General features: G+C 67.4%; 24 protein-coding genes. 6 read left to right on the top strand and 18 right to left on the bottom strand.

The genetic code is table 11. The annotated features are described in order from the left end of the window. Nucleotides 1-33: 33 nt before the first annotated feature. The 6 genes from I6B53_RS02840 to I6B53_RS02815 form a co-directional block, all read right to left on the bottom strand. Nucleotides 34-1,890 carry an ABC-F family ATP-binding cassette domain-containing protein gene (locus I6B53_RS02840; RefSeq protein ID WP_216764753.1) on the bottom strand — a complete coding sequence of 619 codons (1,857 nt, stop codon included), beginning with the start codon at nt 1,888-1,890 and terminating at the stop codon, nt 34-36. Next, nucleotides 1,890-2,879: a 4-(cytidine 5'-diphospho)-2-C-methyl-D-erythritol kinase gene (ispE, locus tag I6B53_RS02835; RefSeq protein ID WP_367880392.1), complete on the bottom strand. Its 990-nt coding sequence runs from the start codon at nt 2,877-2,879 to the stop codon at nt 1,890-1,892. The genes I6B53_RS02840 and ispE overlap by 1 nt, the downstream gene beginning before the upstream one ends. Further along, complete coding sequence (gene rsmA, locus I6B53_RS02830) at nt 2,876-3,856, bottom strand: 16S rRNA (adenine(1518)-N(6)/adenine(1519)-N(6))-dimethyltransferase RsmA (protein WP_253953998.1); 981 nt, start codon at nt 3,854-3,856, stop codon at nt 2,876-2,878. Before rsmA ends, ispE begins: the two co-directional genes overlap by 4 nt. A gap of 268 nt (nt 3,857-4,124) precedes the next feature. Beyond that, nucleotides 4,125-4,886 (bottom strand): ABC transporter permease, encoded by a 762-nt coding sequence (locus I6B53_RS02825; RefSeq protein WP_216764751.1) that lies wholly within the window; start codon nt 4,884-4,886, stop codon nt 4,125-4,127. A gap of 6 nt (nt 4,887-4,892) precedes the next feature. Further along, the gene (locus tag I6B53_RS02820) at nt 4,893-5,684 is read right to left on the bottom strand and encodes an ABC transporter permease (protein WP_216764750.1); all 792 of its coding nucleotides are present in this window, start codon (nt 5,682-5,684) and stop codon (nt 4,893-4,895) included. Continuing rightward, on the bottom strand, nt 5,684-6,679 hold the full coding sequence (locus I6B53_RS02815; RefSeq protein WP_216764749.1) for an ABC transporter ATP-binding protein: 996 nt from the start codon (nt 6,677-6,679) through the stop codon (nt 5,684-5,686). The genes I6B53_RS02820 and I6B53_RS02815 overlap by 1 nt, the downstream gene beginning before the upstream one ends. Before the next feature lie 130 nt (nt 6,680-6,809). Between I6B53_RS02815 and I6B53_RS02810 the strand changes: the two genes are divergently transcribed. Together I6B53_RS02810 and I6B53_RS02805 are read left to right on the top strand one after the other, a co-directional pair. Then, entirely contained in the window at nt 6,810-8,237 is a 1,428-nt protein-coding gene (locus I6B53_RS02810; protein WP_216764748.1) for a sensor histidine kinase, read from the top strand. Continuing rightward, nucleotides 8,234-9,007, top strand: coding sequence for a response regulator transcription factor (locus I6B53_RS02805; RefSeq protein WP_216765307.1), 774 nt, complete (start codon nt 8,234-8,236; stop codon nt 9,005-9,007). Before I6B53_RS02810 ends, I6B53_RS02805 begins: the two co-directional genes overlap by 4 nt. A gap of 48 nt (nt 9,008-9,055) precedes the next feature. Here I6B53_RS02805 and I6B53_RS02800 read toward each other — a convergent pair whose 3' ends face one another. From I6B53_RS02800 to I6B53_RS02755, 10 genes are all read right to left on the bottom strand, one after another. Further along, on the bottom strand, nt 9,056-10,432 hold the full coding sequence (locus I6B53_RS02800) for a ubiquitin-like domain-containing protein (RefSeq protein ID WP_216764747.1): 1,377 nt from the start codon (nt 10,430-10,432) through the stop codon (nt 9,056-9,058). Between the two features lie 197 nt (nt 10,433-10,629). Further along, on the bottom strand, nt 10,630-11,784 hold the full coding sequence (locus I6B53_RS02795; RefSeq protein WP_216764746.1) for a resuscitation-promoting factor: 1,155 nt from the start codon (nt 11,782-11,784) through the stop codon (nt 10,630-10,632). Between the two features lie 183 nt (nt 11,785-11,967). Then, on the bottom strand, nt 11,968-12,882 hold the full coding sequence (locus I6B53_RS02790; RefSeq protein ID WP_216764745.1) for a TatD family hydrolase: 915 nt from the start codon (nt 12,880-12,882) through the stop codon (nt 11,968-11,970). 363 nt (nt 12,883-13,245) lie between these two features. After that, a complete protein-coding gene (locus I6B53_RS02785; protein WP_216764744.1) occupies nt 13,246-13,983 on the bottom strand; it encodes a nitroreductase family protein in 738 nt (245 codons plus the stop codon). A gap of 67 nt (nt 13,984-14,050) precedes the next feature. Then, complete coding sequence (locus I6B53_RS02780; RefSeq protein WP_216764743.1) at nt 14,051-17,605, bottom strand: ABC transporter ATP-binding protein/permease; 3,555 nt, start codon at nt 17,603-17,605, stop codon at nt 14,051-14,053. Between the two features lie 176 nt (nt 17,606-17,781). Then, nucleotides 17,782-18,300 carry an NAD(P)H-dependent oxidoreductase gene (locus I6B53_RS02775; RefSeq protein WP_216764742.1) on the bottom strand — a complete coding sequence of 173 codons (519 nt, stop codon included), beginning with the start codon at nt 18,298-18,300 and terminating at the stop codon, nt 17,782-17,784. 111 nt (nt 18,301-18,411) lie between these two features. Next, nucleotides 18,412-18,930 carry an NAD(P)H-dependent oxidoreductase gene (locus I6B53_RS02770; protein ID WP_216764741.1) on the bottom strand — a complete coding sequence of 173 codons (519 nt, stop codon included), beginning with the start codon at nt 18,928-18,930 and terminating at the stop codon, nt 18,412-18,414. A gap of 161 nt (nt 18,931-19,091) precedes the next feature. Beyond that, on the bottom strand, nt 19,092-19,733 hold the full coding sequence (locus I6B53_RS02765) for a response regulator transcription factor (RefSeq protein WP_216764740.1): 642 nt from the start codon (nt 19,731-19,733) through the stop codon (nt 19,092-19,094). Then, entirely contained in the window at nt 19,730-20,404 is a 675-nt protein-coding gene (locus I6B53_RS02760) for a sensor histidine kinase (RefSeq protein WP_253953947.1), read from the bottom strand. Before I6B53_RS02760 ends, I6B53_RS02765 begins: the two co-directional genes overlap by 4 nt. Next, nucleotides 20,380-20,844: a hypothetical protein gene (locus I6B53_RS02755; protein WP_216765478.1), complete on the bottom strand. Its 465-nt coding sequence runs from the start codon at nt 20,842-20,844 to the stop codon at nt 20,380-20,382. The genes I6B53_RS02760 and I6B53_RS02755 overlap by 25 nt, the downstream gene beginning before the upstream one ends. Before the next feature lie 128 nt (nt 20,845-20,972). Between I6B53_RS02755 and I6B53_RS02750 the strand changes: the two genes are divergently transcribed. The 3 genes from I6B53_RS02750 to I6B53_RS02740 are packed head-to-tail and all read left to right on the top strand — an operon-like array spanning nt 20,973 to nt 24,286. Continuing rightward, entirely contained in the window at nt 20,973-21,965 is a 993-nt protein-coding gene (locus I6B53_RS02750) for an ABC transporter ATP-binding protein (protein WP_216765305.1), read from the top strand. A 1-nt stretch (nt 21,966) separates the two neighbouring features. Continuing rightward, entirely contained in the window at nt 21,967-23,112 is a 1,146-nt protein-coding gene (locus I6B53_RS02745; protein ID WP_216764739.1) for an ABC transporter permease, read from the top strand. Beyond that, nucleotides 23,099-24,286, top strand: a complete 1,188-nt coding sequence (locus I6B53_RS02740) for an ABC transporter permease (protein WP_216764738.1) — start codon at nt 23,099-23,101, stop codon at nt 24,284-24,286. The genes I6B53_RS02745 and I6B53_RS02740 overlap by 14 nt, the downstream gene beginning before the upstream one ends. Before the next feature lie 73 nt (nt 24,287-24,359). Here the strand turns inward: I6B53_RS02740 and I6B53_RS02735 are convergent, their stop codons facing one another. Both I6B53_RS02735 and I6B53_RS02730 read right to left on the bottom strand, forming a co-directional pair. After that, complete coding sequence (locus I6B53_RS02735) at nt 24,360-25,289, bottom strand: HsmA family protein (RefSeq protein WP_216764737.1); 930 nt, start codon at nt 25,287-25,289, stop codon at nt 24,360-24,362. Next, nucleotides 25,286-25,936 (bottom strand): TetR/AcrR family transcriptional regulator, encoded by a 651-nt coding sequence (locus tag I6B53_RS02730; RefSeq protein ID WP_216764736.1) that lies wholly within the window; start codon nt 25,934-25,936, stop codon nt 25,286-25,288. The genes I6B53_RS02735 and I6B53_RS02730 overlap by 4 nt, the downstream gene beginning before the upstream one ends. A gap of 53 nt (nt 25,937-25,989) precedes the next feature. Between I6B53_RS02730 and I6B53_RS02725 the strand changes: the two genes are divergently transcribed. Then, nucleotides 25,990-26,388 (top strand): CorA family divalent cation transporter, encoded by a 399-nt coding sequence (locus I6B53_RS02725; protein WP_216765304.1) that lies wholly within the window; start codon nt 25,990-25,992, stop codon nt 26,386-26,388. The last annotated feature ends 179 nt before the right edge of the window (nt 26,389-26,567 follow it).

Here is a 26,567-nt window from a genome sequence, read left to right as displayed (position 1 = left end):
TCGTCCGTCACCTGGTCAAACTCGTCCGTCATCTCACGGGGATTCGGAGAGGGATTCGGACAGGTCCAGCCAGCGTTCTTCAAGGTCGGCCAACTCGGCCCGATGTCGCGACAACTCCCGGGTGTGCTCCTGCAGACCCACGTAGTCGCTCGGATCATGGGCCGCCATACGGGCGTGGACGCGATCCACGGCGGCCTGCACCTTCTCCATCCGCCGTTCGACGGCGGCCAACTCCTTGTGCGCGACGTGCCGCTGGGCTCCGGTCAGGGCCGAGCCACCAGCAACGGCTCTGTCCTCACTGCCCGCAACCCCGGTCCTACCGAAGGTGCCGGACGCGCGCAGCTCCAGGTACTGCTCCACCCCGCCAGGAAGGTCACGCAGCGCCCCGTCCCCCAGTAGCGCCACCTGGTGGTCGGTCACTCGTTCCAACAGGTAGCGGTCGTGGCTGACGACCACCAGCGTGCCCGGGAAGGAGTCGAGCAGATCCTCCATGGCAGCCAAGGTGTCGGTGTCGAGGTCGTTGGTGGGCTCGTCCAACAGCAGCACATTCGGCTCGCCCATGAGCAGACGCATGAGTTGCAGCCGACGGCGTTCCCCGCCGGAGACCTCCCCCACCCGCGTCCACGCGCGCTGGCGAGTGAAACCCATGCGTTCAGTCATCTGGGCGGCAGTGACCTCCTTGCCGCCGACACCCACCACGAGGGCCACGTCGGCGACGGCTTCGACCACCCGCATGTGTGCCAGTGCATCCAACTCGTGGGTGTCCTGCGACAGGGTGGCCACCCTGACGGTCTTGCCGCGCCTGACCCGCCCTCGTGTGGGCGCAAGGTCCCCGCGCAGAAGGTTCAGCAGGGTCGTCTTGCCCGCACCGTTGACGCCGACGATCCCCACCCGCTCCGCCGGGGCCAAGCGCCACGTGATGTCTCGCAGGATCTCACGAGGCACCCCGTCCGGGCCCTCGAAGGAAACGCTGACGCCTTCGAGGTCCAGGACGTCCTTGCCCAGGCGCGCGGTGGCCGTCTTCACCAATTCGACCGTGTCACGTGGTGGCGGCACGTCGGCGATGAGGGCTTCGGCGGCGGCGATGTGGAACTTCGGTTTCGAAGTGCGCGCCGGAGCCCCTCGCCGCAGCCACGCGAGCTCCTTGGTGAGCAGGTTGGCGCGCTTGGCGGCCGCAACGTCTGCTTGGCGCACTCGTTCGGCGCGGGCCAGCGTGTAGGCGGCGTAGGACCCGTCGTAGACCTCGACGTGTCCGGGCACCTGTGGCCTGTCGCCGCCGGGGTCGACGCCGGGCACGACTTCCCAGATGTGTTCGCACACGGCGTCCAGGAACCATCGGTCGTGGGTGACGGCGAGCAGCGCCCCGGAGGCACCGGGCCTGGCGAAACGCGCATTCAGGTGGGCGGCCAGCCAGGCGACGCCCTCGACATCCAAGTGGTTGGTGGGCTCGTCCAGGCACACGACCTCCGCGTCGGCCGCGAGTACCCGGGCCAAGGCCACGCGCCGACGCTGCCCGCCGGAAAGCGTGGCGACGGGAGTGCCCATGTCGATTCCGCCGAGCAGACCCGCATGGATGTCGCGCACACGCGGGTCGGAGGCCCATTCGAACTCGGCCTTGCCGGGGTGGACCGCCTCGGCCACCGTGTGCCCCGCATCCAAGGTGTCTGCCTGGTCGAGGATGGTGACCTGCACCCCGTCGCGCGTGGTCAGCGCCCCCTTGTCCGGCTTCTGGGTACCCGCGACCAGGCGCAGCAGGGTGGACTTGCCGGCTCCGTTGGGCCCCAGGATCCCCACGCGGGAGCCGTCTTCCAGGGACACGCCCACCCCTGCGAGCAGGTGCCGAGAGCCAGCCAGGGCGCCCATGTCCTGGGTACCGAGAAGATGGGCCATCAGTCGATTCCTCCGACTGTCTCGATGCGCGCGCCGGCCACGGGTCCGCGCGTGATGACGGTGCGCTTCACATGGGGGGCCTGCGACAGTGCCTCGGCAAGGTCGCGGGCGGCGTCCCGGTCTGCGGCCAGGGCGGCGATCGTCGGGCCGGACCCTGACACGAGGGCCCCGAGAGCCCCGGCCTCACGCGCAGCCGCCAAGGTGGTGGCCAGTTCCGGCCGCAGTCCCAGTGCCGCATCCTGCAGGTCATTGACGAGGGCGCCCGCGAGTTGAGCGCTGGTGCCGGTCAGTGTGGCGACCTCCTCCGCCCCGGGTTCGTCGAGCGGGTACCAGCCGCCGGCCGGTCCACCGTCGGCGTCGAGTCTGGCGAAGACTGCGGGGGTGGACAGTCCCCCGTGGGCAAGGGCGAGCACCCAGTGGTGGGCGGGGGCGTCCTCGTCCCCGGGGGTGAGCAGACGCATGTGGTCCCCGCGTCCGGTGCCCAGGCACACTCCCCCGACCAGACATGCGGGGACATCGGCGCCCAGCGTGCGGCCGATCGCCTGGAGGCGGGCGAGGTCCAGGCCCAGGCCCCACACGTCGTTGCAGGCGACGAGGGCGGCCGCCGCATCGGCGGAGCCACCTGCCATCCCTCCCGCCACCGGCACGTACTTGTCGACCTCGATGACCAGCCCTGCGGCGGTGGCGGCCCACGGGCCGCTCATGGCCAGGCGCTGCATGACCTTCGCGGCGCGTACGGCCAGGTGGGCTTCGGGTTCCACGGCGGCCATGACCTCGGTGGTGACCCGGTCGACCTCACCCGTGGGCAGGCGGGCGGTGGTGGACACACGGATGCCCGGAGTGCGCGAGGTCCGCACTCGCACGTGTTCTCGCAGGTCCAGGGCTTCGAAGACGGTGACCAGAGGGTGATGGCCGTCGCCGGTGGGGCGGCCCGCGTGAAGGGTCAGGTTGACCTTTCCGGGGGCGCTGGCGTGGACTTCACGCATCATTGCTCCTTGACGGTGCGGGATCCGGTGGGTGGGGGCAATTGGCCGCAAGCGCGCATGGTCAGGATCTGGCGGCCCAGCGCCACGAAGTCGTCGATGGCCAAGGTTTCTCCGCGAGCACCGGGGTCGATCCCGGCGGCCTCCAGCAGGGCCTGTGCCGCTGCGGAGCCCCCCGCCCACGTGCGCAGGGCGGCACGCAGGGTCTTGCGCCGCTGGCCGAAGGCGACGTCGCACACGTCGAAGGTGGCCAGTCGCAGGGCTTCGTCTCCGCGCGGCAGCGGCCTGCGGTGCAGGCGCACAAGCGCCGAGTCGACCCCGGGCACCGGCCAGAACACTGTGCGTCCGATGGTGCCCGCCCGTTCGACGTGACCGTACCAGGCGGCTTTGACGGAGGGGACCCCGTAGGTGCGTGAACCGGGGGCGGCAGCCAGGCGGTCGGCAACCTCCGCCTGGACCATGACCAGGACGTCGGTCAGGCTCGGCAGGTGCTCGAGCATGGAGAGCAGGACGGGAACCGCGACGTTGTACGGCAGGTTGGCGACGAGTTTCGTGGGGGCGGGCCAAGCCCGGGAGGTCCCGTCAGTATCATTCGGTTCGAGGTCGGCCGGACCGGTCACCGTCATCGCGTCGCGCAGGACCACTCGTAACCGGTCTGCGGCTTCGGGCATTCGCGCCCGGACGGTCTCGGGCAGGGCACGCGCCAGGGGCGGGTCGATCTCGACTGCACGCACGCGGGCACCGACTTCCAGGAGGGCCAGTGTCAGGGAGCCGAGGCCCGGTCCCACCTCGACGACCTCGTCCCCAGCCTCCACCGCCCCGGCCCGCACGATGCGTCTGACGGTTCCCGCGTCGTGGACGAAGTTCTGGCCGAGCACCTTGGTGGGGCGGATGCCGAGGGCCTCGGCGATGGCCTTGACCTCCAGGGGGCCCAGCAGTCCCGACTCGGATGGGGTGGCGCCCTCGGGCAGCGAGGGGTCCAGGCGGGTGCGGGTGGGGTCGCCGTGGCGCCGGTCCGCGGCGCGGTGGGGCGAGGGTCGGTGGGACCGGGAGGAGTTCGCGGGGCTCACGTGGAAATCCTAGACGAGGGCGGGCCCACGCCCATGCGCGGGCCCACGCCCATGCCGATGCGGGGGTGTCGGGGATCATTGGATCCCCGACACCCCCGCTGGTCGAGACGACCTTTCGATGTCGATGTGGATGTGGATGAGCGTGCCGGAGCCCGAGTCGGCGCCGGTGTCGGCCCCGGTGTCAGTGGGCGAAGACCGTCCGCGAGCGCGTCACCAGGGCGGTCAGGCCGGTCAGCACAGCGGTGGTGACGACGATCGCGCCGATCAGGGGTCCCACATTCGACAGGGCGGCCTCGGCGACGGCGCCCACCGCGGTGGAGCCGGCGTACATGGCCTGGGTGACGAATGCCTGGGGCAGGACCAGCGAGACGGCCTTGGCCAAGGACGAGGAGCCCGAGCCCGCGGTGGCCCCGAAGGCGATGATGCTCAGGCCCAGGCACACCGCCACCGGGGCGGCGAAGGACTTGAAGAGCATCGACAGCAGGGACTGCAGCAGGACCAGCGGCACTGAGGCGACCACGACCAACGCGGCGTTGACGACGAAGGACAGGGGCAGGGCGCCCTCCAGACCGACGACCTTGCCGAAGGCCCAGGTCATGACCACCAGGGTTGCCTGGATCGCGGCCACCGGCACCAGGATCACGGCGGCTTTGGTCAGGACCAGCGCCAGGCGCGAGTGACCCGAGGTCAGTGCCACGTTCCACGTGGAGCTGCGGTGCTCGGGGCGCCACACGGCGGCGGTGACCATGGCGACTCCGATGGAGTAGAAGAGCATTCCGTAGAACAAGGTGACCTGACTGGTCATCGAGTCCCAGCCGTTCGTCAAGGTCCCACTGTTCATCCAGTAGTTGACGCCACCGGAGATGACGGCGAGCAGGGGCAGGATGGGGACGAAGACCCACACCATGGAGCGGCGGAGTTTGAGGAGTTCTGCGCGGATCATGTCACATCACCTTTCGATCAGGTCCAAGCGGCGGGTGAGGAACCATGCCGCGCCGGCGGCCAGGGCCAGCATGAGGAAGAAGAACACGTGGTCGGGGGCTGCATAGGTGACGGAGAAGGCGTCCTCGCCACCGTTCATCTGCACGGGAGCAATGACTGCGTAGTGTCCCCAGGGGATGACGCGGGCGAACGGGGCGGGGGCCAGGAGGAGGAACATGGCGGCGAAACCTCCGAGCAGTCCCACGCCGACCGAGACCAGCTGGTTCTCGAAGCGGGAGCTGAGCCACACGTGGATGACGGCCAGGGCCAGGTCGAGCAGCCACAGCATGACGAAGTATCCGATCCAGATGGCCACGTCCAGAGGGACGGAGATTCCTGAGAGGATTCCCAGGCCGACTGTGCTTCCCATCTGCAGGGCGCAGGCCAGGCCGAGGACGCCTGCCAGGACGACCAGCTTGACGCGGCACAGGAATCCCGGGCGCAACCCCACTCCGGCGTTGAAGATCCAACCGCCGCCCGTGTTCTCAACGTCGACCTGCCGACTGACCAGGACGGCCACGAGGATCGGGTGGATGAGGGCGTTGACCATGGTGACGAGCATGAGTTCGGAGGCCCAGGGGAAGGCCGCGGGGTCGTCGGCGATGGCGCGGGCGTGTTCTCCGAAGAGGCCGATTCCCGAAAAGAGGACGGCGGCGCCGACCAGGACGGACATGATGGGCAGGGTGCGCAGGCGTTTCATCTTGGCGAACTCCAAGCGCACGGCGGTGGCGAAACCGGGGGTGCGTGTACGGGTGCTCATCACAGGGTTCCTTCCCGGCCGGTGATGTCCATGAAGACGTCTTCGAGGGATTGGGCGACGCGGCGGACCTCGTGCAGGGGGATTCCGTGCTGGACCAGGCGGGCCACCATGTCGGCCACGTCGTGTTCGTTCAGGCCCGGGACCAGGATTCCGTCGGGGGTGGGCACGCCCCGCAGGCCGAGGGCCAGGGCTTCGCGGACGTGGGAGGTGACCACGAGGACGTCGGGCACGGAGTGGGTGAAGAGCTCGCGGCGGGTGCCCTGGAAGAGCAGCTTCCCTCCGGAGAGGATGCCCAGGACCGAGGCCATCTTGTCGATCTCGTCCAGGAGGTGGCTGGAGACCATGACGGAGACGCCTTCGTCGGCCAGGTGGATCAGCAGTTCGCGGATCTCTTCGATGCCTGCGGGGTCGAGGCCGTTGGTGGGCTCGTCCAGGACCAGCAGCTGCGGGTTGCGGGCCAGAGCCATGGCGATTCCGAGGCGCTGCTTCATGCCCATGGAGTAGGTGCGCTGCAGACGATCCTTGTGGGGGGTGAGTTTGACCAGTTCGAGTGCGCGGGCCACCTGTGAGTCCTCCAGGCCGAGCATCTGTTGGACGATGCGCATGTTCTCGGCTCCGGTGAGGTGTCCGTATCCCGGCGGGTACTCGATCATGGAGCCGATGGCGGGCATGACCTCGGCGCGGACCCGCTCGTCGACGGGGCGACCGAAGAGGTTCACTCGGCCGCGGGTGGGGCGCAGCAGCCCGAGGATCATCTTCATGGTCGTCGACTTGCCGGAGCCGTTGGGGCCGAGGAACCCATAGACGCATCCGGCGGGAACCGCCAGGTCCAGGGAGTCGACGACGGTGCGGGAGCCGAAGGTCTTGGTCAGGTCGTGGGTGGCGACGACCAGGTCGCCTCCGGTGCGGGTCGGGGCTGGGGCGCCGATGACCTGAGCGAAGTTGCGGGGGGCGGTGGCCAGGCCACCGGTGGAGTTCATGTCGTTGTGTGCCATGACTCAACGATCCCCCTCGAACCCACCCGGCCACATCGTGCCGTGGGATGGTTCCCTGGTCGGGGTCTTCCGGGGTGGTGTCATACCTGGGGATGACGAGGGTGCTGTCACCCTGTCCTACCGTGGACGCATGTCCTCCACTTCGCTCGACTGGCGGCGTTGGCTGCCCCGGCCCGCTGACCTGCTGCTCGGGTTGGTCTTTGCCGCCTTGGGCATGCAGAATCCCGCGACCTTCGGTGATCCGTCCTTGGCTTCCCTCCACCTGGTGTTGACCGGCGTGTGCTCACTGGCGGTCCTGTGGCGCCAGAAGGCCCCGGCGGTGACGGTCGGGGTCCTGGCGGCGGCCTTGGCACTGCACGTCGTGTGGTCCCCTCAGTTGACGCTCTTTTCGGTGATCGCGACCTTCACCGTCGCATGGACCGTCTCCAGTCGTTTCGATCCCCCGTGGCGCTGGCCGCTGGTGGCGTTGATCTACGTGGGCACGGTGGTGGACGTGGTCGTCTCCCTGGTCCGATTGGGCCAGCCGCCACTGGGGGTGCGGACGTGGATCCTGCTGGCGTGGGACTTCGCAGCCGTCACCGTGGCGGTCCTGGCGGGCGATCGACGTCGTGCCGCGCGTACGAGGGCGGAGTTGGCGCGCGAACGCATGACGATGCTTGAGTCCCAGCAGTCCACCTTGGCCCAATTGGCCGTGGCCAAGGAACGCACACGTATTGCGCGCGAAGTCCACGACCTTCTGGGGCACACGTTGACCGCCATCACCGCGCAGGCGGACGGGGCGCGGTACGTGTTGCGTCGCGACCCGGACAGAGCCGAGGAGGCCATGGGGACCATTGCGCGCATTGCCCGCGAGGGCGTGGGCGACGTGCGCGCCCTGGTGGATCTGCTTCGCGAGGACGGGGAGTCGGAGTCGACCTCGCCCTCGTCCAGGACGACCACGAATCGGGAATCCCTGACCCCGGCCTTGTCGAGGGGGACTTCGGACCTGCAAGCCCGGACCCCGACCCCGACCTCGTCCCTTGAGGAGGCGAGCACGCAGGAGCATTCCTTCCAGGGCAAGAAGCCCACGACCCAGCCCGCTCCCCCCGAGGTTGCGGGCGCCCCGGCGGCCCTTGGCTCTTCCGCCTCCGACATTCCCGCCCCGCCGGAAGGATTCCCACCTCCTGCCCACAACCACCTGCCTTTCGGCGAGGACCTGGCACACACCGTCCTGACCTGCGGCGTTCCCGTGGAACTGTCGATCCGCGTGACTCCCGGCGCAGAGCCCTCGGGCAGCGACGCGGACGCTCTGCGCGCCATCGCCCGCGAGGCCCTGACCAATGCGATCCGCCACGGTCACCCGCCGATCTCCGTGACTCTGCGGTGCGAGGGCGGAAGCTGCATCCTGCGCGTGGACAATGCGCTGCCCCGCGCCGATGCCGGGGCACATGGGGCGCAGGAGCGGACCCGTACGGGACTGGGATGCTCCTCCATGGCGGCACGCGCCCGCCAGATCGGCGCAGACTTTTCCTGTGGAGCGGTGGAGCATGGATGGAGGACGGAAGTGGTGAAGCAATGATCACCTTGGGTTTGGTCGATGACGAACCGTTGTTCTGCGCGGGTCTGGCAATGATCCTCGACTCGCAGGTGGACATGGAGGTCCGCTGGCAGGCCCTGGACGGCGAGCAGGCGCTGGCGCGGCAGCGCAGCGAGCCCGTGGACGTGGTGCTCATGGACATACAGATGCCGAACATGGACGGGCTGAGCGCGACCCGCGCCTTTGTGGCGGAGGGGCTTGCGGGTCGCGTGGTGGTGCTCACCACCTTCGACACTGACGAGTTCGTCCTGGGGGCCATCGAGGCCGGGGCATGCGGTTTCCTGTTGAAGACCACTCCCCCGGACCGTCTGGTCGAAGCCGTGCGCACCGTGTGTGCAGGCGATGCAGTGATCTCACCGGGGCCGACGCGTCGTCTGCTCACCGCGGTGCGCTCAAGCGACCTGGGCCCCGGCGCTCCCGCCGGTGCCGGTGGCCTTTCCGGGGTTGCAGCGGCTGCCGGATCGGTGTCCACTCACGCCGGCGGGGTCCCGGAGGCGCAGCTCTCGCCCGAGGATGCGCGGAGCCTGGAGGCGCTCACCGAACGCGAAGTGGAGATCCTTGCCCTTGTCGCCAACGGCCTGACGAATCAGGAGATCTGCGACGAGTTGTGGCTGTCGATGCCCACGGTGAAGACGCATGTGAGTCGCCTGCTGGCCAAGACCTTGTCGCGTGACCGGGTACAACTGGTGCTCTTCGCCCTTCGCACAGGGGTGTGCGACCCCTCACGGGTGCTTTCCGCCGGGCATGACTGAGCGGCGTGGCCGCCGGATGCTGACCGGCGCAACGGCCGGGTGGGTTCGTCAGTACCAGCCCACCGAGTCCGAGTGGCCCAAAGCCGCACACGGGGTGCCGTAGCGTCCGGCAATGTAACCCAAGCCCCACGTGATCTGCGTGGCCGGGTTGGTCCGCCAGTCGTCACCGGCCGAAGCCATCTTCGAGCCGGGCAGGGACTGTGGGATGCCGTAAGCGCCCGAGGAGGGGTTCTCTGCGTAGGGGTTCCATCCGGACTCACGCTGCCACAGGACCACCAGGCACTGGAACTCGGAGTCGGACCAGCCGCGGGCAGCGACCATGCCCTTGGCGATGGCCTTGGGGTCCGAACCGGAGTAGTCGCCGGCTGCCTGCGGAGCGGGGGTGGGCGCGGTCGGCGTCTGCCCGTTGTTGGACTCGGCAGCGGCCGGTGTCCCGCCGGTGGCTGCGCGGATCTCCTCCGCACTGGACAGGGTGCCCAGTGCCGCCCGGTAGCGCACCGAGACGGTGCCGTCTTCCTCGGTCTTCTCCTCAAGGGTGGCCTTGGGGTCGATTCCGGCCTCGACCAGCGCCTTCGCAGTGGCCTCCTTCGTGCCGGTCTCGACGACCTGCTTCACGGGGGCGGTCTCGGTGGTGGTGGCCACGACGGCGCGGACGGTCTCCTTGCCGTCGACCGTCTCATGCCAGACGGTGGTGGCGGTGGTGCCTGCCTTGCCGACGGTGGTGACCTGCTTCTCGCCCTCGAACATGGAGTCGCTGGTCTTGGACTCCTCGGTGAAGGCCACCGGCGCCTTTTCGACCACCGTTCCGCGCTGCACCTTGGCAACCCGGATGGTCATGGTGCCCTTCTCGACGCCGACCTTGACCCGGTCGATCGGCGAGACCTCGACCCCGGCGTCGGCCAGGACCTGGCGCACGTCACGTCCGGGGGCTGCGGTGATCTGGCTGATCTTGCCCGCCACCGTCAGGGGCACCCGCCGCGCGGAGTCGACCAGGGGGATCGGGGCCGAGCGTTCGGCTGAGCGGTCCGCCGCCAGGACCACTTGGCCGCCCAGGACTGCGGCATCCCCGAGGATCGCTTCGGCCGATCCTGCGGTGGACCACACCGTGTGCGAGGCCCCGTCGACGGCCACCTGGTAGGGGTGGGCGGTGCGCACGACAACGGTGTCTCCGTCGCTGAGGTCAGCGTGCATCTCCGGCTGGACCAGGTCGTGTGGACCGACCTCGACCCCTGCTGCGGCCAACACTCCGGCGGTGGTCCCGTTCCACGTGGTCACGGGCACGCTGACGCCGTCGACCTCGAGGGTCACCCGGTCGTGGGCTCGGACCACTCCTGCTCCGGCAATGGCGAGCACCGCCACGGTGAAAAGGCTTGCGGTCGACAGGACGACGCGTCGCGACGGGGTGAGGTTGAGGCTCCGGGGCATGCGTTCTTCTTCCGTTGTCTGGCGTGGGGCGCGTCCGGGGACGGCCTTGTCGAGTCTAACCACGCGGTGGTTGCCGAGAACAGGCACAAGTCATGAAGCCCGGCACCGCGGTGGCGAAGGAGGGGGCGTGACCTCACCCACACGCGCCACGTCACCTCGGTGGACGCCGGCGGCCGCAGGTGAGGTCCGCCGACCCGTCAGAGCAGTCCGAGTTTTGCGGCGCAGCCGGGCCACTGCCCCCAACCGGCGCGGGACTGGAGGATCTGGGCGCGCATGGTCTGCTCGGCCGCAGAGGCTTCCGAGGGCCGTCCACTGCCGCCAACGGATTCCCACGTCGACTGAGTGAACTGGTACATGCCGTAGAAGCCGTTGCCCGTGTTCGTCGTCGGATCGCCGCCCGACTCGCACTGGGCGAGCGCCGCCCACACGTCACTGCCGACGTCACTGGGGGCGGGCGCGGGCTGAGTGCCCGACCCGGAGCCGTTGGCAGTGCCCGAAGTGTTCGCCTCGGCCTGCTGGGGCTTCTCCTTGGTGCCCACGGCAATGATCTTCGACTTCGGCTCGGTGCGGGTGCTTCCCAGTGTCGCCTGCACGGTCACCTTGCCGCCGACGGTCTCCCGGTAGACGGAGGTGACCACGGTTCCGTCAACGCCCTCCTGGAGCACCTCAGTGGTGCCCTTGTCCATGTCGGCGTTCTCACGCTCCTCGGTCTGGAAGGCCAAGGGCTCTGTCTTGTTCTCGACTGCCCGGGTCACGCGGGTGACCTCGAGGACCAGCGCCCCGCCCTCGTTGAGGAAGGCGACACGGTCGATTGGTGAAGCCTTCACCTTGCCTTTGGCCAGAAGCTGTTCGGCAGTGTCGGTCACGGCCGCCTCGACGGGCACGTCCTTGCCGTCCACTCGCACCATGACCTTTCCGTCACCTGAGGTCAGGGGCAGTTCGGCGCGGATCTGTGAGCGGTTGGCCGGCATGGCGACCTTCGTCTTCCCAGCGGCGGCGTCAGCGATGACGTCCTTGACCGAGTCGGCGGTGGACCATGCGGTGACCGATGCTCCGTCGACCATCAGGGTGTAGGGCGAGGCCGTGTGCACGACGACGGTCGAACCGTCGACCACCGCCTGGTCCAGTGCCGGGGCCACCTGGTCGTGGGCGCCCACTTGCACGCCTCCGGCGGCCAGGGCGGAGTTCACGTCGGTGAGGAATCCTGAGACGGGAAGGGCAACTCCGTCGACCTCGATGGTCACCTCCCGGTGCGCAAACGCCAGGGCCGTGCCCGCGACACCGATGACGGCAGCAGCGCCCAGTGCACTGGCAGCGATGATGATGCGTCGGGTCGACGTGGACTTCTTCATGGGTTTCCTGACTCCGTTCGAAGCGTGGCTGATGGGCGCTCCCGCGAGAGTCTCGCGGATTGCGCGCCGAAGGGCTCGCGCTCTGACCACGTCAACGGTAACGAATGGATAACAGTCACGCCGAGGTTCGTGAGTGACCTCACAGGCTCCTCGGCGTGGTGGAAGTCGGGGTGCCTCGCGGCCTCACCACATCCCGTACACGGCATCTGTGTTGGCGCTGAGCTGGGCACATGCGGCGCCCTCGTCGATGCCCCACAGTTGGGCGATCGCCCGGACGGTGTGCGCCATGACATAGGAGGCGTTCGGCGAGCCGCGGTGGGGTGCGGGGGTCAGGTACGGGGCGTCCGTCTCGACCAGGACGAGGTCGCGCGGCATTGCCTTCAGGGCCTCGCGCAGCTCCCCGTTGCCGGGGTAGGTGATGGGGCCGGCGAATGACGCGTACCAGCCGTTGGCCGCCAGTTCGCCTGCCATTTCGGCCCCTCCCGAGAAGCAGTGGAAGACGATCGGCTGATCCGGGTGCGCGTCGGTCCGCAGGATCGCCAGGGTTTCGGCGTGGGCGTCACGGTCGTGGATCTGCAGGGGAAGATCGGCCTCGCGCGCCAGGGCAAGGTGCGCCCGGAAGGATGCCTTCTGGGCATGGCGTCCAGGTCCGGCGGTGCGGTGGTGATCCAATCCGGTTTCGCCCACTGCGACCACTGCGGGGTGGTGGAGCCGGGAGGCGACCTCGTTGATGGCCTCGTCCAGGCTCATGGTGTGGTGGGCCTGTGGAATCGGGGTGAGCCCGTCGGGCGAGGGGTCGGCGTGACCGGCGTGCAGTGCCGCCTCGTTGGGGTGGATCGCCAGGGCCACGCGGACCTGTGGGTGCTCGGCGGCCAGGGCGATCATCGGGTCGAAGTCGGGGACTTCGCAGGCGCAGGAGACGATCCGGGTGATGCCTGCGGCCCTGGCCCTTTCCAGTTGGTCCTCCAGTGGCAGCCGCACCCCGTCGGCTCGGGGGATCTGCATCTCGTGGACGGGCAGGTGGGTGTGGTTGTCGATGACGGTGCCCGCCAAGGGCTCCGGCGCCTCGGGCCACGTCCTGGTCTTGCGCTTGCTCACCCCCGAACCCTACCCTCCCCCTCCTCCGCGAGATTCGTCCGTCGTTCGGTGAGATTCGTCCGTCCCTCCACGAGATTCGTCCTGGATTCCGCGAGATTCGTCGGCCATCTTTCGCATGTGCCGGCTCGGCGGACGATGTGCCACAGGGGAACAGAGGATTCTCCCTGGGCCGGATTCTTCGCTTGAAACGCCTCTCTCGACCAGAAAATGGAGGCCGGGGTGGGGCGAAATCGGGCAAGAGGGGAACTTCGCGACATTCGCCTCGTCGAGTCGGACGGCTCGGTCATGGCCCCAGCCCGTGACATGCGCAGGCGTCGACCTCGTCGGAGCGAAGGACGAATCTCACCGAACGACGGACGAATCTCACGAGGTGACGGACGAATCTCGCGGGGGAAGGGGGACGAGGGCGGGGTGGGAAGCACGGAAGTCGTTGACCGGAGCGCCGCTGGCGTAACCGAGGGCGAAACCTGTGATGAGGGCGTAGTGCTTCGGCAATTCGAACTCCGCCTCCAGAGGAGTGCGCCACAGGGCAAGCGACCCCAGCGCACACGAGTCGACCCCTCGCGCCTTGGCCGAGAGGAACAGCGTTTGCAGCATGATCCCGGCATCCATCGCCGAAACCGGCAGCATCTTCGTGTGGACCAGGACGAACCCGATCACCGGGGCGCCGAAGGCCCGGAAGTTCGCCCTCTCGGCCTCGATACGCCCCTCGCGATCCCCACGGGCGATGCCCAGATGCGCGTAGAGCGCCCGCCCGACCTGGTCCGCACGCTTCTTCAGCTCCGGCGGATAGGGGCGCCACAGTGGAAAGTCGCCATCCGGCATGGCGCCCTTGGCCAGCACCGACAGGGCTGCCAGGCGGCCGCCGCGGCGCATCGGCACCACCTTCTCAAAGGCCGCCAAGTACCCTGCCCGCACCCTCTGGGCCACCTCCCCCGTGGCCAGGACCAACTCGTAGGGGCGGGTGTTCGACCAGGAGGGAGTCTGCGCCGCATCAACGAGGATTTCATCCAGCACCTCCTGGGGCACCGGGTCCGGCAGGAAGTCACGCATGCTCCGCCGCGCTTGGGCAAGGTGTCGGAAGTCGTGGGCTGTCGTCATCGGGAACTCCTTCGTCTCCTGGTGCCAGTGCGGACCCACCCGGTCCATGTGCCAGTGTGCCGCCGCTTCACTCGCTCCTCAAGGCCTCCACCGGATCGGCTTTTGCCGCAGCACCTGCAGGCAGCAGGCCCGCCGCCAAGGTCAGCAGCACGGAGATCCCGATGAGGACCACCCCGGCGAGCACCGGCAGTTGGGCGATCCCGGCCACCCCGAGTTGCTGTTCGACGATGATGTTCGTCGGAATGGTCGCCAGAGCCGTGAAGGCGACGCCGATGGCACCGGCCAACAGGCCCACCAGGAAGGTCTCGGCGTTGAACACGGAGCGCACGTCCCCCTTCGAAGCGCCGATGGAGCGCAGGATGCCGATCTCCTTCTTGCGTTCCAGCACGGAGATGTAGGTGATGATCCCGATCATGATCGAGGACACGACCAAGGAGATCGCGACGAAGGCGATGAGCATCGACGAAATCATGTTGACGATCTGCGTCACCGACGTCATGAGCGTGCCCACCAGGTCGGAGTAGGTGATCGCCTTCTTGTCCCTCCCGCTGTCGCGCATCTGCGTGTTGTAGGAGTCGAGGATCGCCTTGACGGCGTCCTTGTCCTCGAAGGACCTCGGATAGATGTCGATGTTCGAGGGGTCGGAGAGGTCTCCCCATCCGAGTTTGGTCAGGTTCGACTCGTAGCTCTCGGTGGATGCGGACATCATCTGCGTGATGTAGGAAGCCAGGTCCTTGGCGTCCATTTTCGAGGTGAAGGCCTGCGCGAAGGCCTTCTGGTCGATCTTCATCGCCGAGGACATGTTCTGCGCCATCGAGCTCATGGTCGACTCGATCCGGGCGGAGATCTGCTCTTGAAGAATTCCCATCATCTGGGTCATGTAGCCGGTCATGGCGCTCTGCAATTGGGTGGAGATCGCCGATCCGATGGTGGCGGCCACCTGCGAGCCGACCTGGGTGGCCAGTTGGGTGGCGATCTGTCCGGCGATCTCCTGGCCCACCTGGGTGCCCACGGTGACCAGGGCGGGGTCCTGGCCCAAGGCGGTGACCAGATTCGACGTGAGTTTGTCCTGGTTGATGACCCGCGGATCCATGAGGGTGGCGCGCAGGCGTTCACGGACCTCGGGTTGGGAGAAGTACTCGATGGCCAAGGTGGCGCTGTCCTTGCCCGCCCCGGCGTGGGCGGACTGGTACTGGATGAATTCGCGCAGGAGTTGTTGGGTGAGGCCACCGATGATCTGCCCGGCTTCGGGTGTGAGAGCCCCGTCGGCCAGCGCCTTGGAAAGGATCCGGTCCCACTTGACATTGGCGAGCTGCGGGAATTGCTTTTGCAGTGAGGCGGTGTCGATGCCACTGAGGTCCATTGCCGACAGGTCGATCTGCCCCAGCCCCGACAGGTCCAGGCTCTCAATGTCCAGGGGAGGCATCTCCAGGCCGACACCTTGCAGGGCCGACAGGTCGATTCCGGACAGGTCGAGCCGGGACATGGAGGCGGCCAACGCGGATTCGTCGAAGGAGAACGCGGCCTGGATCTTCTTCTCGTCGATGGAGAACAGGGAGGCCATGTCGAATCCGGACATGGGTGAGTCGGCGGGATCCGCGAAGGCCTTCCCGTTGAAGACGTTCGTCTTCGGGTTGGCGATCTGTTGGCGGACGATCTGCGAGGACGCTGCCTCCCTCATGACCTCTCGGACGAGGTCCTGCGTGTAGTAGAGGCCCGACCTCAGGGGGGAGGCGTCGGTGTCGGCCTTGACCTGTACGACCCCGGTGACGTGCAGGGGTCGGCCCTTCGCGACGAGGGCGTCGATGTGGGCGGCGTCATCACTGCGGTCGGTCCACACCTTGGTGGCCGCGTTCCACGTGTACATGTCGTGGGCGTGGACCAGGCGGAATTCGACGCCCATGAGTTCGTCGTAGTCGTAGGTGCGTCCGCTCTGGGCAGTCTCGCCCGACTGGCCGCCCTCGTCGCCCGAGGACTGCCCGCCCTGGCCCGACTGCATTGCGACAGAGGGGGCCGAGGGTGCCGCGCCCACGGACTGCCCCGCGTCCAGGGCCCGGGAGCCACCCGGATCCAGACGCTGCACCATCTTGTCGATCTCCGCCGTGTCGCGCAGACCCATGTTGAACTCGAGGACGTCGAAGAGCCTGCCGTCCTTTGGCAGGACCAGGACGAGTTCGTCAGGCCCCTCGGGCCAGTGCCCGGCCTTGACGTCGTAGTCGGAGGAGTACACCGCCGGGTCGACGGGTAACTGCGCGAAGGAGTCCGTGCGCAGGTTTGCGCGGAACATGCGTGGCACAGAGGACGGCAGCGATGCGGCATTGACCAGGGTGGACGGGTTCACCTGCTTGGTCCCCCTACCGGTGTCCGGCAGGTGGATGAGCGGGGTGACGTCGTACTCGTACTCGATTGCGCGCACGTGGTCGCGGATCTGCCCGCCGTTGGCGTCCAGGTAGGTCTTCAGCGAGGCGAGGTCGTTGGAGGAGACTGCCCCCAGGGCGCGCTCCAGAGTCGCCCTGGTGGACACTGCGCCGTCCGAGCCACCGACTCCGCCGGCGCCGCCCCCACCACTGCCGGTCTGGTCCGCGCCGCCTGCCCCACCACTGCCGCCCGCGGCGGCGCCATCGGAAGCGGGTGCGTCGCGGGTGCCGCTGTCGGCGTCCTGCATGATGCCCATGACGGCGGTCAGGTCCATGCCGGTGCGCTGGATGCTCAGCGGATAGGCGGTGAGCATCTCCTCCTCGGTGCGGTCGATGTAGGCGTTGACACCATTGGCCAGCGCGAGGATCGCCGCGATCCCGATGATGCCGATGGACCCCGCGAAGGAGGTCATCAGCGTCCGGCCCTTCTTCGTCATGAGGTTCGTGAAGGACAGGGAAAGCGCGGTCAGGAGGCTCATCGACGCACGGCGGGTCGGGCGGGCTTCACGCAGCTCCTCGGTGCCGGGGGTGAAAGGCGCGGAGTCACGGAGCACCCGCCCGTCGGCCAGTTCGACGATGCGAGTGGCGTAGGCGTGGGCCAGGTCCGGGTTGTGGGTGACCATGATGACCAGTCGGTCACGCGCAACCTCTTTGAGCAGGTCCATGACCTGCACGGAGGTCTGGGAGTCGAGGGCGCCGGTGGGTTCGTCGGCCAGGAGGATCTCCGGGTCGTTGACCAGGGCGCGGGCGATGGCCACACGCTGCATCTGGCCGCCGGAGAGTTGGCCGGGTTTCTTGTGGACGTGGTCGGCCAGCCCCACCTCGTCGAGGGCCGCGAGCGCCCTGCGTCTGCGTTCGCCCCGCCCGACTCCGGACAGGGTCAGTGCCAGCTCGACGTTGGCCAGCACCGACTGGTGCGGGATGAGGTTGTAGGACTGGAAGACGAAGCCGATGCGGTTGTTGCGGTAGGTGTCCCAGTCGCGGTCGCGGTAGTCCTTGGTGGAGATGCCATCGATGACCAGGTCACCTGAGTCGAATCGATCCAGGCCGCCGATGATGTTGAGCATCGTCGTCTTGCCGGAGCCGGACTGGCCCAGGACTGCGACGAATTCGTTGTCCCGGAATGCGAGGCGGACCCCGTCCAGCGCCACCTGGGTGAGGCTGGCCGTGCGGTAGGCCTTGGTGATCTCTCGCAGTTCCAGCACGCTGTTCTCCTGGAGACGGGGGCAGGGTCTCCAGTGTGCGCCGATCGGCGGGCCCGGGCCACCGGGGTCACCCCTGAGCGGACCCTGGTTGCGGGCGCGCCCTTCCGATGACGAGGGCGGGGCGCGGCGGGTCATCGGCCTCGCACACGCCCCGCCCCTGCGGTCCGATCGTCGTTTCAGCGCGCCAGGTACTCGGCGTACTCCTTGGCGGCGGCATCCAAAGTGGCATCGTCAGCGCCCATGGCACCGGCGACGATGAAGGGCTGCTCCCAGACCATGCCGGTCAGCGCACACACGGCCTCGAAGGGGGCCAGCAGGTGTTCCATCGTGTGGCCGTAGACGCCCTCGGGCTGGTAGTTCTCGGCCGGGGCCCCAGTGGTGACGGCAACCATGAGCTTCTTGCCCTGCAGGGCGTTGCCGGTGGAACCGTAGGCCCACCCGTAGGCAAAGACGTCGTCCTGCCACTGCTTGAGCAGCCCGGGGGCCGAGTACCAGTGGAAGGGGAACTGCCAGACCAGGCGGTCGGCGGCGGCGACGGCCTCCTGCTCGGCTGCCACGTCGATGTGGCCGTCCGGGTACAGGGCACGCAGGTCGCGCACGACCACGTCGGGCAGGTCGGTCAAGGCGGCAATCATGCGCGCGTTGGCGCGGGAAGCGGGCATGTCGGGGTGGTCGAGAACGACGAGAGTGGTCACCGGATTTCCTTTCAATCATTTCACGGCGTCTTGGAGCCTACTCCGGCACCTTCCAGGCGTGGCACCCCATGCGTGTCATCGTGTGCACCCCGCCGCTGACGAGGGGCGCTCTCAGCTGAGCAGGCGCTCCCTGTACTGGCGTGCCGCCCAGTCCAGCGCGGCATCTGCAATGACCAGGGTCCCGGTGACGGTGAATGGGTCCAGCCACTTCATGCCCACCAGTGGGGTGATTGCCCGGTACTGGGCGAAGAGCTCGTGCAGGGTGGTCCGGTAGGCGCCGTCCATGGCGTAGCTCTGCGCGGGTGAGCCGACGGTGCAGGCGATGAGCAGCTCCTTGCCGACCAGCCCCATGCCGGTTGACCCGTAGGCCCACCCGTAGCTGAGGACCACGTCCTGCCATTCCTTCATGAGGGCCGGCCCGGAGTACCAGTGCAGGGGGAACTGCCAGACGACCCGGTCGGCGGCTTCGATGGCGGCCTGCTCCGCAGGAACGTCGATCTTCCAGTCCGGGTAGAGGCCGTAGATGTCGCGGATGACGATGCCTTCGATGTCCTGGACCTCGCGCGCCAGCCGCGCGTTCACGCGGGATGTGGACATGTCCGGATGGAAGATGTTGATGACGGTCTTCACGGGAGGATCCCTTCGGAGGCGATGCGTTCTCCTCGACCTTACGAAACTGAACTCGACTTTGTATGAGAAGTGAGGGCTGGACTTCATTGACCCGATCACACTGCCGGCGCCTGGTGTCACCTGTCAGGTGGATTTCCCCGCTCCTGGATGAACGTGATGTCTCAGTTCCCGCTGTGGTACCAGGCCACGGCCAATTGCGTGCGATTGCGCAGACCGAGTTTGGCCAGGATCGCAGAAATGTGGTTGCGCACAGTGCCTTCGCTCATGAACAGGCGCTCGGCGACCTCCGCATTGACCAGTCCGTCGGCGACGGCTTCGACGACCTCGTACTCACGGTCGGTCAGGCTCGCGAACACGGTCGCCCGTCGTGACCGACCCGCGCCCGTCCCCGCACCGGGCGCCAGCTTCGCCGTGCGCTCCAACAGATGGCCCTCCAGAACACTGACCCCCGCCATGACGCCCCGCAGGGCAGGCGCGATCTGCGCGATGTCCTGCTTGACGAGGTACCCGCGAGCCCCCAGCTTGAGGGCGCGGAAGATGTAGTCGTCGTCGGAGAAGGTCGTCAGGAAGACGATTCGTGCCTCCGGATGCGCCGCCAGGATCTGTTCGGCAGCCGTCAGCCCGTCACCACCCGGCATCTGCACGTCCATGAGCAACACATCCGGGCGCAGTTGGTCGTACTTCGCCACCGCATCCGGACCGCTGTTGCCCACGCCGACGACCTCGACATCGGCCTCGACGGACAAGATGGTCACCAGCGACTGGGACACCAGGGCGTCGTCGTCGACCACCAGGACCTTCATGCATTCTCCTTCGGGATCGTCACATGGATGGTGAAGCGGGGCGAGGGAGTGATCCGCAGGGATCCTCCCAGGGCCTCCACGCGATCGCGCATGGAGCGCATGCCCAGACCGGCGCCCTCTCGCACTTCCCAGGCGGTCGGGGTTCCAGGGGCGGGCAGACCGTCATTCGTGACGATCATCCGCCAGAACGCAGGGTAGTCGTCGAGACGGATCCAGGCGTTGTCTGCGCGAGCGTGCTTGGCGGCGTTGGTCAGTGCTTCACGGGCGATGGCGTTGAAGCAGCGGATGATCGGGGACGGCGGCTGTGCCTCCAAGCCGGAATCGATGTGGACGTGTGGGACGGCGCTGTCGCGGGCCAGGACGTGCAAGGTGGTGGACAGGTCCTCGCCCTCGTCGGACAGGGCGTGGACGCTGCGGCGCATGGCCTCCAGCGATTCCTCGACACCGGTGGCGATCTCTCCCAGTTCCGCAACGACCTGCGGCTGGCCCCGGTGGATGACCTCCAGGGCACGGGTGCGAAACAGCAGGCCGGTCAGGCGGTGTCCGACCCCGTCGTGCATGTCGCGCGCAATACGCGTGCGTTCCGCCAGGGCACTGGCACGGACTTCACGGTCCTGGGCCTCCAGCAAACGCGAATGCGTGTCCTTCAGGTGGGACAGTTGTTCGGCCAATTCGTCGCGGACTCGGTGGACGTCCCTTTGCAGCTGTGCGCTGCGCCGGCATCGATGGGCCAGCAGCAGGCCGACCAGGACGGTCGCCGCCTCCTCGCAGACCTGGATGTGGTCACCCCCACGACCAACGCATTGACGTGGGGAAGGAACGGAACCGCCAGCAGCACACTCCGGACGTCCCGGTCGGATCCCACGTCCTTGGCCAAGTCGTATGCGACCAGGGGAATGCCGATCATGGCCACGGGCAGGACAAGGGCCACTGCGCTCCATGCGATGACGGCCACCACGCGCCACTTGGGCGTCAGCAGAGCGTCGCAGGCCGCCGAAATGGTGATCGCACACAGCAGTGTCGCCACCGTCAGCGCATCGACGGGCCCGTGGGAAAGCAACAGCGTCAGGCACACCACCAGCAGCGCCGCTTTGTCCACCATCACATCCACGCCCCCATTGTCTGACAAGCCACGGCCGCCAGCAGCCCTGACAGAAGTCACGGGGGCGCCTGATGGTGGTGACAGCGCACACTTCCGGTCGACATGCGTCAACGGCCAACATGGGCGCCATCGACGCTATGGAAGGAGCGGCCATGTCGGACGCGAATCTGCAAGCACCGCCTCTGGCGGTCCAGGTCAAGGGCCTGGTCAAGCGCTACGGCGAACTGGTCGCCGTGGACACCCTTTCCCTGGACATCGAACGCGGCGAAATCCTGGGCCTGCTGGGCCCCAACGGTTCCGGCAAGACCACGACGATCAACTGCATCCTGCAGTTGCTCACCTACGACAAGGGTGACATCCGGGTCTTCGGCCAGCCGATGCGGGCCGGCGCCTACGACCTCAAGGCACGTATCGGCGTGGTGCCGCAGGACGTCGCCGTCTTCGACGAGCTCACCGTGCGGGAGAACATCGACGCCTTCTGCGCCCTGTACGTCAGTGACTCGGCTCGACGTCGACACCTCGTGGATGCGGCCATTGAATTCGTCGGCCTGGAAAAGTTCACGAAGTTCCGCCCGAAGAAGCTCTCCGGCGGCCTGCTGCGCCGCCTGAACATTGCCTGCGGAATCGCCCATCAGCCGGAGCTCATCTTCTTGGACGAGCCGACGGTTGCCGTGGACCCGCAGAGCCGCAACGCCATCCTGGACGGCATCAAACGCCTGAACGAGCAGGGGGCGACGATCGTCTACACCAGCCACTACATGGAGGAGGTCGAGGAATTGTGCCACCGCATCTTCATCGTCGACCACGGCACGCAGGTGGCGGCGGGCACCGCCAGTGAACTCAAGGCGATGATCGGCACGGGAGAGAGGATCCGCATCGAGGTCCTCTCCCCCAGCCCCGTGCCGGATCCCCTGGTGGGCGCCATCGAAGCACTGGAGCACGTCCGCAAGGCCTCCGTCGACGGTTCCGACTTGCTCATCGAGTGCTTGTCCGGCGCCCACAACCTCAGCGACGTCCTGGAGGTGCTGCATGGAACGGGGGTGACCATGGGCCGGGTGACCTCCGAGCCTCCGACCCTGAACGAGGTCTTCCTGGAGATCACCGGGCGACAGTTGAGGGACGAGGCCTGACATGCGTGCCGTCTTCTCATACGAGTTCTTGCGACTGAACAGGACGGGAGCGGTCCTGGTCTGGGCACTGTTGTTCCCTTTGATCCTCACCTTCATCTTCATGACGATGTTCGCGAACATCGGCAAGACAGTGACCATCGGCCCACAGCCCCTGGGCGTGGTCGACGATGCGGCGTGGCAGGCCGAACCGGGTCTGGGGCAGGTCATGTCGATCTTCGCGGACAAGGACGGGGAGTACCACTTCGCCAACCTCATGTCCTACGACACCGTTGACGAGGTCGACGCAGCCGCCAGGTCCGGCACCACCATTGGTTACGTGGTCGCCGAGGACGGTGTTCCCGTCCTGCACCTGACCAGCGAAGGCAATTCGAAGACGGCGGCCATCGCCCTGCGGCGCGCCTTGGACGTCTACACGCAGACCGCCGCCGAGCACAAGGCCCTGGTCCTGTCCGGGGCATCGCCCCAGCAACTTGCCGTTGCCAAGGACAAGGAGACCTTCACCGAGAGACTCCAGGTGACCCCACCCGGCGCCGACTCCAGTGCGCGCTACTACTTCGCCCTGTTGGCGCTCAGTGCAGGCATGGGCATGTCCATCCCCCTGCGAGCCGTCAACGGTCTCATGGCGCCCAGCGGCGCGTTGGGCGCCAGACGCACCATGGCGGCAGTGCCCCGGTGGAAGACGACCGTCGCAACCTTGGCAGCGGCCTGGGTGGGCGCCTTCCTGTACACGACTCCGGTGTTCCTGGTCATGCGGTTCATCGCGGGCACCCACTTCGGAAGCCACTGGTACCTGGGGTTCGTCGTGATCGCAGCCTCGTCCTTCATGGCTGCCGGGGCGGGCGCCCTGATGGGGACATTCCCCAAGATGTCGGGGACCGCGGTGGCAATCATCACGACTCCCCTGTCGCTGCTGACGGGCCTGTACGGCCCGCCCACGATGAGGATCGCGGATGCCGTCGAAACTCACGCCCCTGTCCTGGCGTGGATCAACCCCCTGTGGCAGGCGACCCACGCCTTCTACGGGCTGCTGTACTACGACACCTTGCGCCCCTTCGCGACCAGTTGCCTGGTCCTGGTGGGCATGGGCGCCCTGTTCCTGGCCCTTGCCCTGGTGCGCATGAGGAGGATGAGCCATGACCACTTGTAAGACTGCCCTGAAGATCGCGGCCGCACACTGGAGGTACGGCCTGGTCTACCTGGTGGCACTCAGCATGTTCGGCGTCCTGTCGGGCTTGGCAAATGCCAATACGGACGACCCGACACAGCTCAAGGAGCACCACACCGTCGTGTCCGTCATCGACAGGGACGAGTCCACGATCTCGAAGGCCCTGCGCGCCCACGTGGAGAACTCCGGTGAGGTCGCGCCCCTGCAGGACGACCGGGTGGCCATGCAGGACGCGGTGGCCAAGGCCCGCACCGAATTCATCCTGGTGATCCCGAAGGGTTTCGGCGACTCCCTGCAAAATGCTGCGACAACCGGAGCCGCCAAACCGACGTTGCAGACCATCGTCAGCCCTGACTCGGCGTACGGGCGCTTGGAAGAACTGACCGTGAACACGTGGGTGGAGCACGCCAAGGACAACCTGCGTGTGGGCGCCAGCGCCCAGGCGGCCGCCGACGCTGCGGACCAGTCGACCTCGGCCACGTCCAAGGCGGTCCTCATCGCCAGCCGCGCCGGCGCCCTGCCGGATTCCTTCGTGGTCATGGCGAAGATGTCGACCTATCCGTTGTTGGCGTTCTCGGTGGTCATGATCGCGACCATGATGGCCTCGCTCAGCCGCCGGGCGACGCGCTCGCGTCTGTTGGCCTCGCCCCAGACGGCACGTGGACGCAGCGTGGGCCTGCTGGCCGCGTGCCTGGTGGTCGGCCTGGTCGGCTGGACGTGGATCGTGGGCCTGTCCACCATCCTCTTCGCCTCGGGGCACGTGAGCGCGGCCAATGTTGCTCTGCTGGGAATCGTCGCCTTGTCCTTGGGTGCGTACACCCTGGTGGGCGTGTCGATCGGATTCCTGCTGGGCCAGTTGGGCACCAGTGTGGAGGCGGCCAATGCGGTGGCGAACATCGGCGGAATGCTTCTCGCATTCTTGTCGGGTGCGTGGGTTCCTGCGGACTTGCTCCCGGCCCCGGTGATCACGGCGTCGAAGCTGACGCCCGCGTTCTGGGCGACCAGCGCGATCCAGGGGGCCCAGGACGCGATCGACGCATCCACCCGGGTGCTGGCTCCGTTGCTGGTCGATTGTGGGATCACCGCGCTGTTCGCCGTCGCCATTGCGGTGGTGGGCATGGCGTTGGGCCGCAGCAGGGGGCGCGCTTCCTTGTGATGCCACTTGACGAGGGCGCCGGGCTGGTCGACCGCATGCGGCACGCATCCCACGACGCCTGCCGCCGCTGACCTCACGCCGCCTGGCGGCTGCGGTGGAAGGTCCAGCCGGCGCCCTGGACGCGGTGCATGAGGAAGCCGACTCCTGTCAGTGCCAGCGCCGCGCCCAATCCCGTGTAGAAGAACGCGAAGAACCATCCGGGGACCATGCCTGTGGCTCTCAAGCCGAATCCCAGGGCGATCATCACGCTCATGACGATCCAGCCGCGAAGGTCCAGGAATCGCCACGGGGCGTGACGTTCGGCCTCCAGGGCGCGGATCCGCGCCGCATTGCGCACGAGGAGTCGACCGAACATCGTGTGGAATGCGGTGAAAACCGCCACCCCTGCCGCGATGAGACCCAGGACCACGAGGATCGAGGAGGAGTTGACCGAGCGTGTGGCGCCCACGCCTATCGCCATGACGTTGGCACCGGCGACGACCCACACGATTCCGGCGACCAGCAGCAGGGACTTCCTGTCGACACGGCAGTCGAGGGCGCCCTCCGCCACTGCCAGTGCCAGGGCGATGACGGCAACGACAGCCACTGCGGCGACTGTGACCGCGGTGTCGGACAGGGCGATGACGGGGATGCCCAGCAGCATCCCGATGACGTACGGGACCAGCCAGAACAGCCAGACGACCACGCTGAAGCGGTGGAAGCCCGCGACCCATTGGCGCTTCCTGCGCCACAGGATGACGCCTGCCCAGATGGTGTGCAGGGCCATGAGGGCCAGTGCCGCCACTCCGGAGGCCGCGTGCAGGGGGCTGGCCGAGGTGCCTTGGGCACCTGCCACAGCGGACATGATCGTGGTGCCCACGCCATCGAACAGCAGGCCGAGGACGAAAAGGACGAGGTGTCGCGGATGAAGGGTTCCTGTGCGGCGCTGTGCGAAGACTCCGATGGTGTACATGACCAGTGCTGTGGTGATGGCTGTGGCGGCGCAGGCAACCATGGGTGTCATCGTTGGACTCCTTCCGCGGAGTGAATTGCGGTACCGGTGTGGCGCGAGGTGTTGGCCCCTGTCGGGGCGTTGCCGCTGGTCGTTGCCACTGGGTACAGGGCATTTTCGATCAGGGCGATGAGGGTTTGGCTGGAGGATCCTTGACGAAGGGCAGCGATCAGATGGTCCGTGACCATGTCGCACAGCGCCTCGGGTGACAGTGGACCGACCAGTCGAGAGCGGTCGACCTGCGGGTCCGCGGCCAGGACCTGCAACAGGCCTATGGAGATGTGGGCGAAGTGTCGGGCTTCTGCTTGGTGCCCGATCAGCCGTTCCTCGTAGGGAAGGCGTTGGATCTCCTCCAGCCAGGTCCGCCGGTAGGTGGCCAGGACCTTGTGCATGGCACCTTCCAGGCGTCGCAGGTAGGCGACGAAGCCTTCGCCGGGTCGCATGTGGCAGAAGTCGGCGACGACTGCCTCGGTGAAGTGGTGGCCGATGACGGCGTTGGTCAGGTCCGTCTTGGAGGGGAAGTGGGTGTAGACGGATCCCACGGCGATCCCGCAGGCGGAGGCGAGTTTGCGCACGGACAATTGGGACAGCCCTTCCTCCTGGGCGATCCGGTAGGCGTGGTCGACCAGGGCCTCGCGGTCGATCATTCGCTTGGGCATCTTGCCTCCCCCTGTCCCGCGCACACGGGGCCGCACCGAAGTGCAACTGAACACTGTTCAGTGAACACTGTTCACTCCCTGTCGTCAACCGATGCCGCCGACCCGACCTTGCCCGCTTCCTGGAGGAGAACGAGAACTCCTTCTTCCAGGACCATGAGCTGCACTACTTCCGCGCGATCGCTGGTCGTCTGGAGAAGCTGCGCGACCAGGCCATGCAGATGCGGGACCTGCACAAGATGCACCTGGACGTCCAGCAGAACCACATCATGACGGTGCTGACGGTGGCCACGGCGATCTTCGTGCCATTGACCTTGATCGTGGACTGGTATGGCATGAACTTCACTCACATGCCGAAGCTGGACACGTGGTGGGGCCACCCGGCGGTGGCGGTTCTGAGAGCCCTGGTCGCCTTGGGGTCACTGGCGTGGCCCAAGCGCCGAAAGTGGCTGTGACATGAGGAAATAGTTGACGGGGACGACAAGGGGCAACGAGGGCGCTGTGTCGCCACCCGATGTCGAAGCGCCGCCACCGACGTTGATGCGCTCCCACCGACGTTGCGACGTCGGTAGGAAGACAGCAACACCGGTAGCAATACAGCAATGTCGATCGCGCCTTGCAGTCCGCGATGATC

This window comes from Schaalia sp. 19OD2882 (assembly GCF_018986735.1).
In the GTDB taxonomy this organism is placed as follows: Bacteria; Actinomycetota; Actinomycetes; order Actinomycetales; family Actinomycetaceae; genus Pauljensenia.
This window is presented reverse-complemented; position numbering and strand designations above follow the sequence as displayed.

Excerpts from the sequence above, each read along its gene's own strand:
- I6B53_RS02840 (WP_216764753.1), bottom strand. The coding sequence starts at position 1,890 with ATGGCCCATCTTCTCGGTACCCAGGACATGGGCGCCCTGGCTGGCTCT.
- ispE (WP_367880392.1), bottom strand. The coding sequence starts at position 2,879 with ATGATGCGTGAAGTCCACGCCAGCGCCCCCGGAAAGGTCAACCTGACC.
- I6B53_RS02825 (WP_216764751.1), bottom strand. The coding sequence starts at position 4,886 with ATGATCCGCGCAGAACTCCTCAAACTCCGCCGCTCCATGGTGTGGGTC.
- I6B53_RS02820 (WP_216764750.1), bottom strand. The coding sequence starts at position 5,684 with ATGAGCACCCGTACACGCACCCCCGGTTTCGCCACCGCCGTGCGCTTG.
- I6B53_RS02815 (WP_216764749.1), bottom strand. The coding sequence starts at position 6,679 with ATGGCACACAACGACATGAACTCCACCGGTGGCCTGGCCACCGCCCCC.
- I6B53_RS02810 (WP_216764748.1), top strand. The coding sequence starts at position 6,810 with ATGTCCTCCACTTCGCTCGACTGGCGGCGTTGGCTGCCCCGGCCCGCT.
- I6B53_RS02805 (WP_216765307.1), top strand. The coding sequence starts at position 8,234 with ATGATCACCTTGGGTTTGGTCGATGACGAACCGTTGTTCTGCGCGGGT.
- I6B53_RS02800 (WP_216764747.1), bottom strand. The coding sequence starts at position 10,432 with ATGCCCCGGAGCCTCAACCTCACCCCGTCGCGACGCGTCGTCCTGTCG.
- I6B53_RS02795 (WP_216764746.1), bottom strand. The coding sequence starts at position 11,784 with ATGAAGAAGTCCACGTCGACCCGACGCATCATCATCGCTGCCAGTGCA.
- I6B53_RS02785 (WP_216764744.1), bottom strand. The coding sequence starts at position 13,983 with ATGACGACAGCCCACGACTTCCGACACCTTGCCCAAGCGCGGCGGAGC.
- I6B53_RS02765 (WP_216764740.1), bottom strand. The coding sequence starts at position 19,733 with ATGAAGGTCCTGGTGGTCGACGACGACGCCCTGGTGTCCCAGTCGCTG.
- I6B53_RS02750 (WP_216765305.1), top strand. The coding sequence starts at position 20,973 with ATGGAAGGAGCGGCCATGTCGGACGCGAATCTGCAAGCACCGCCTCTG.
- I6B53_RS02745 (WP_216764739.1), top strand. The coding sequence starts at position 21,967 with ATGCGTGCCGTCTTCTCATACGAGTTCTTGCGACTGAACAGGACGGGA.
- I6B53_RS02740 (WP_216764738.1), top strand. The coding sequence starts at position 23,099 with ATGACCACTTGTAAGACTGCCCTGAAGATCGCGGCCGCACACTGGAGG.
- I6B53_RS02735 (WP_216764737.1), bottom strand. The coding sequence starts at position 25,289 with ATGACACCCATGGTTGCCTGCGCCGCCACAGCCATCACCACAGCACTG.
- I6B53_RS02730 (WP_216764736.1), bottom strand. The coding sequence starts at position 25,936 with ATGCCCAAGCGAATGATCGACCGCGAGGCCCTGGTCGACCACGCCTAC.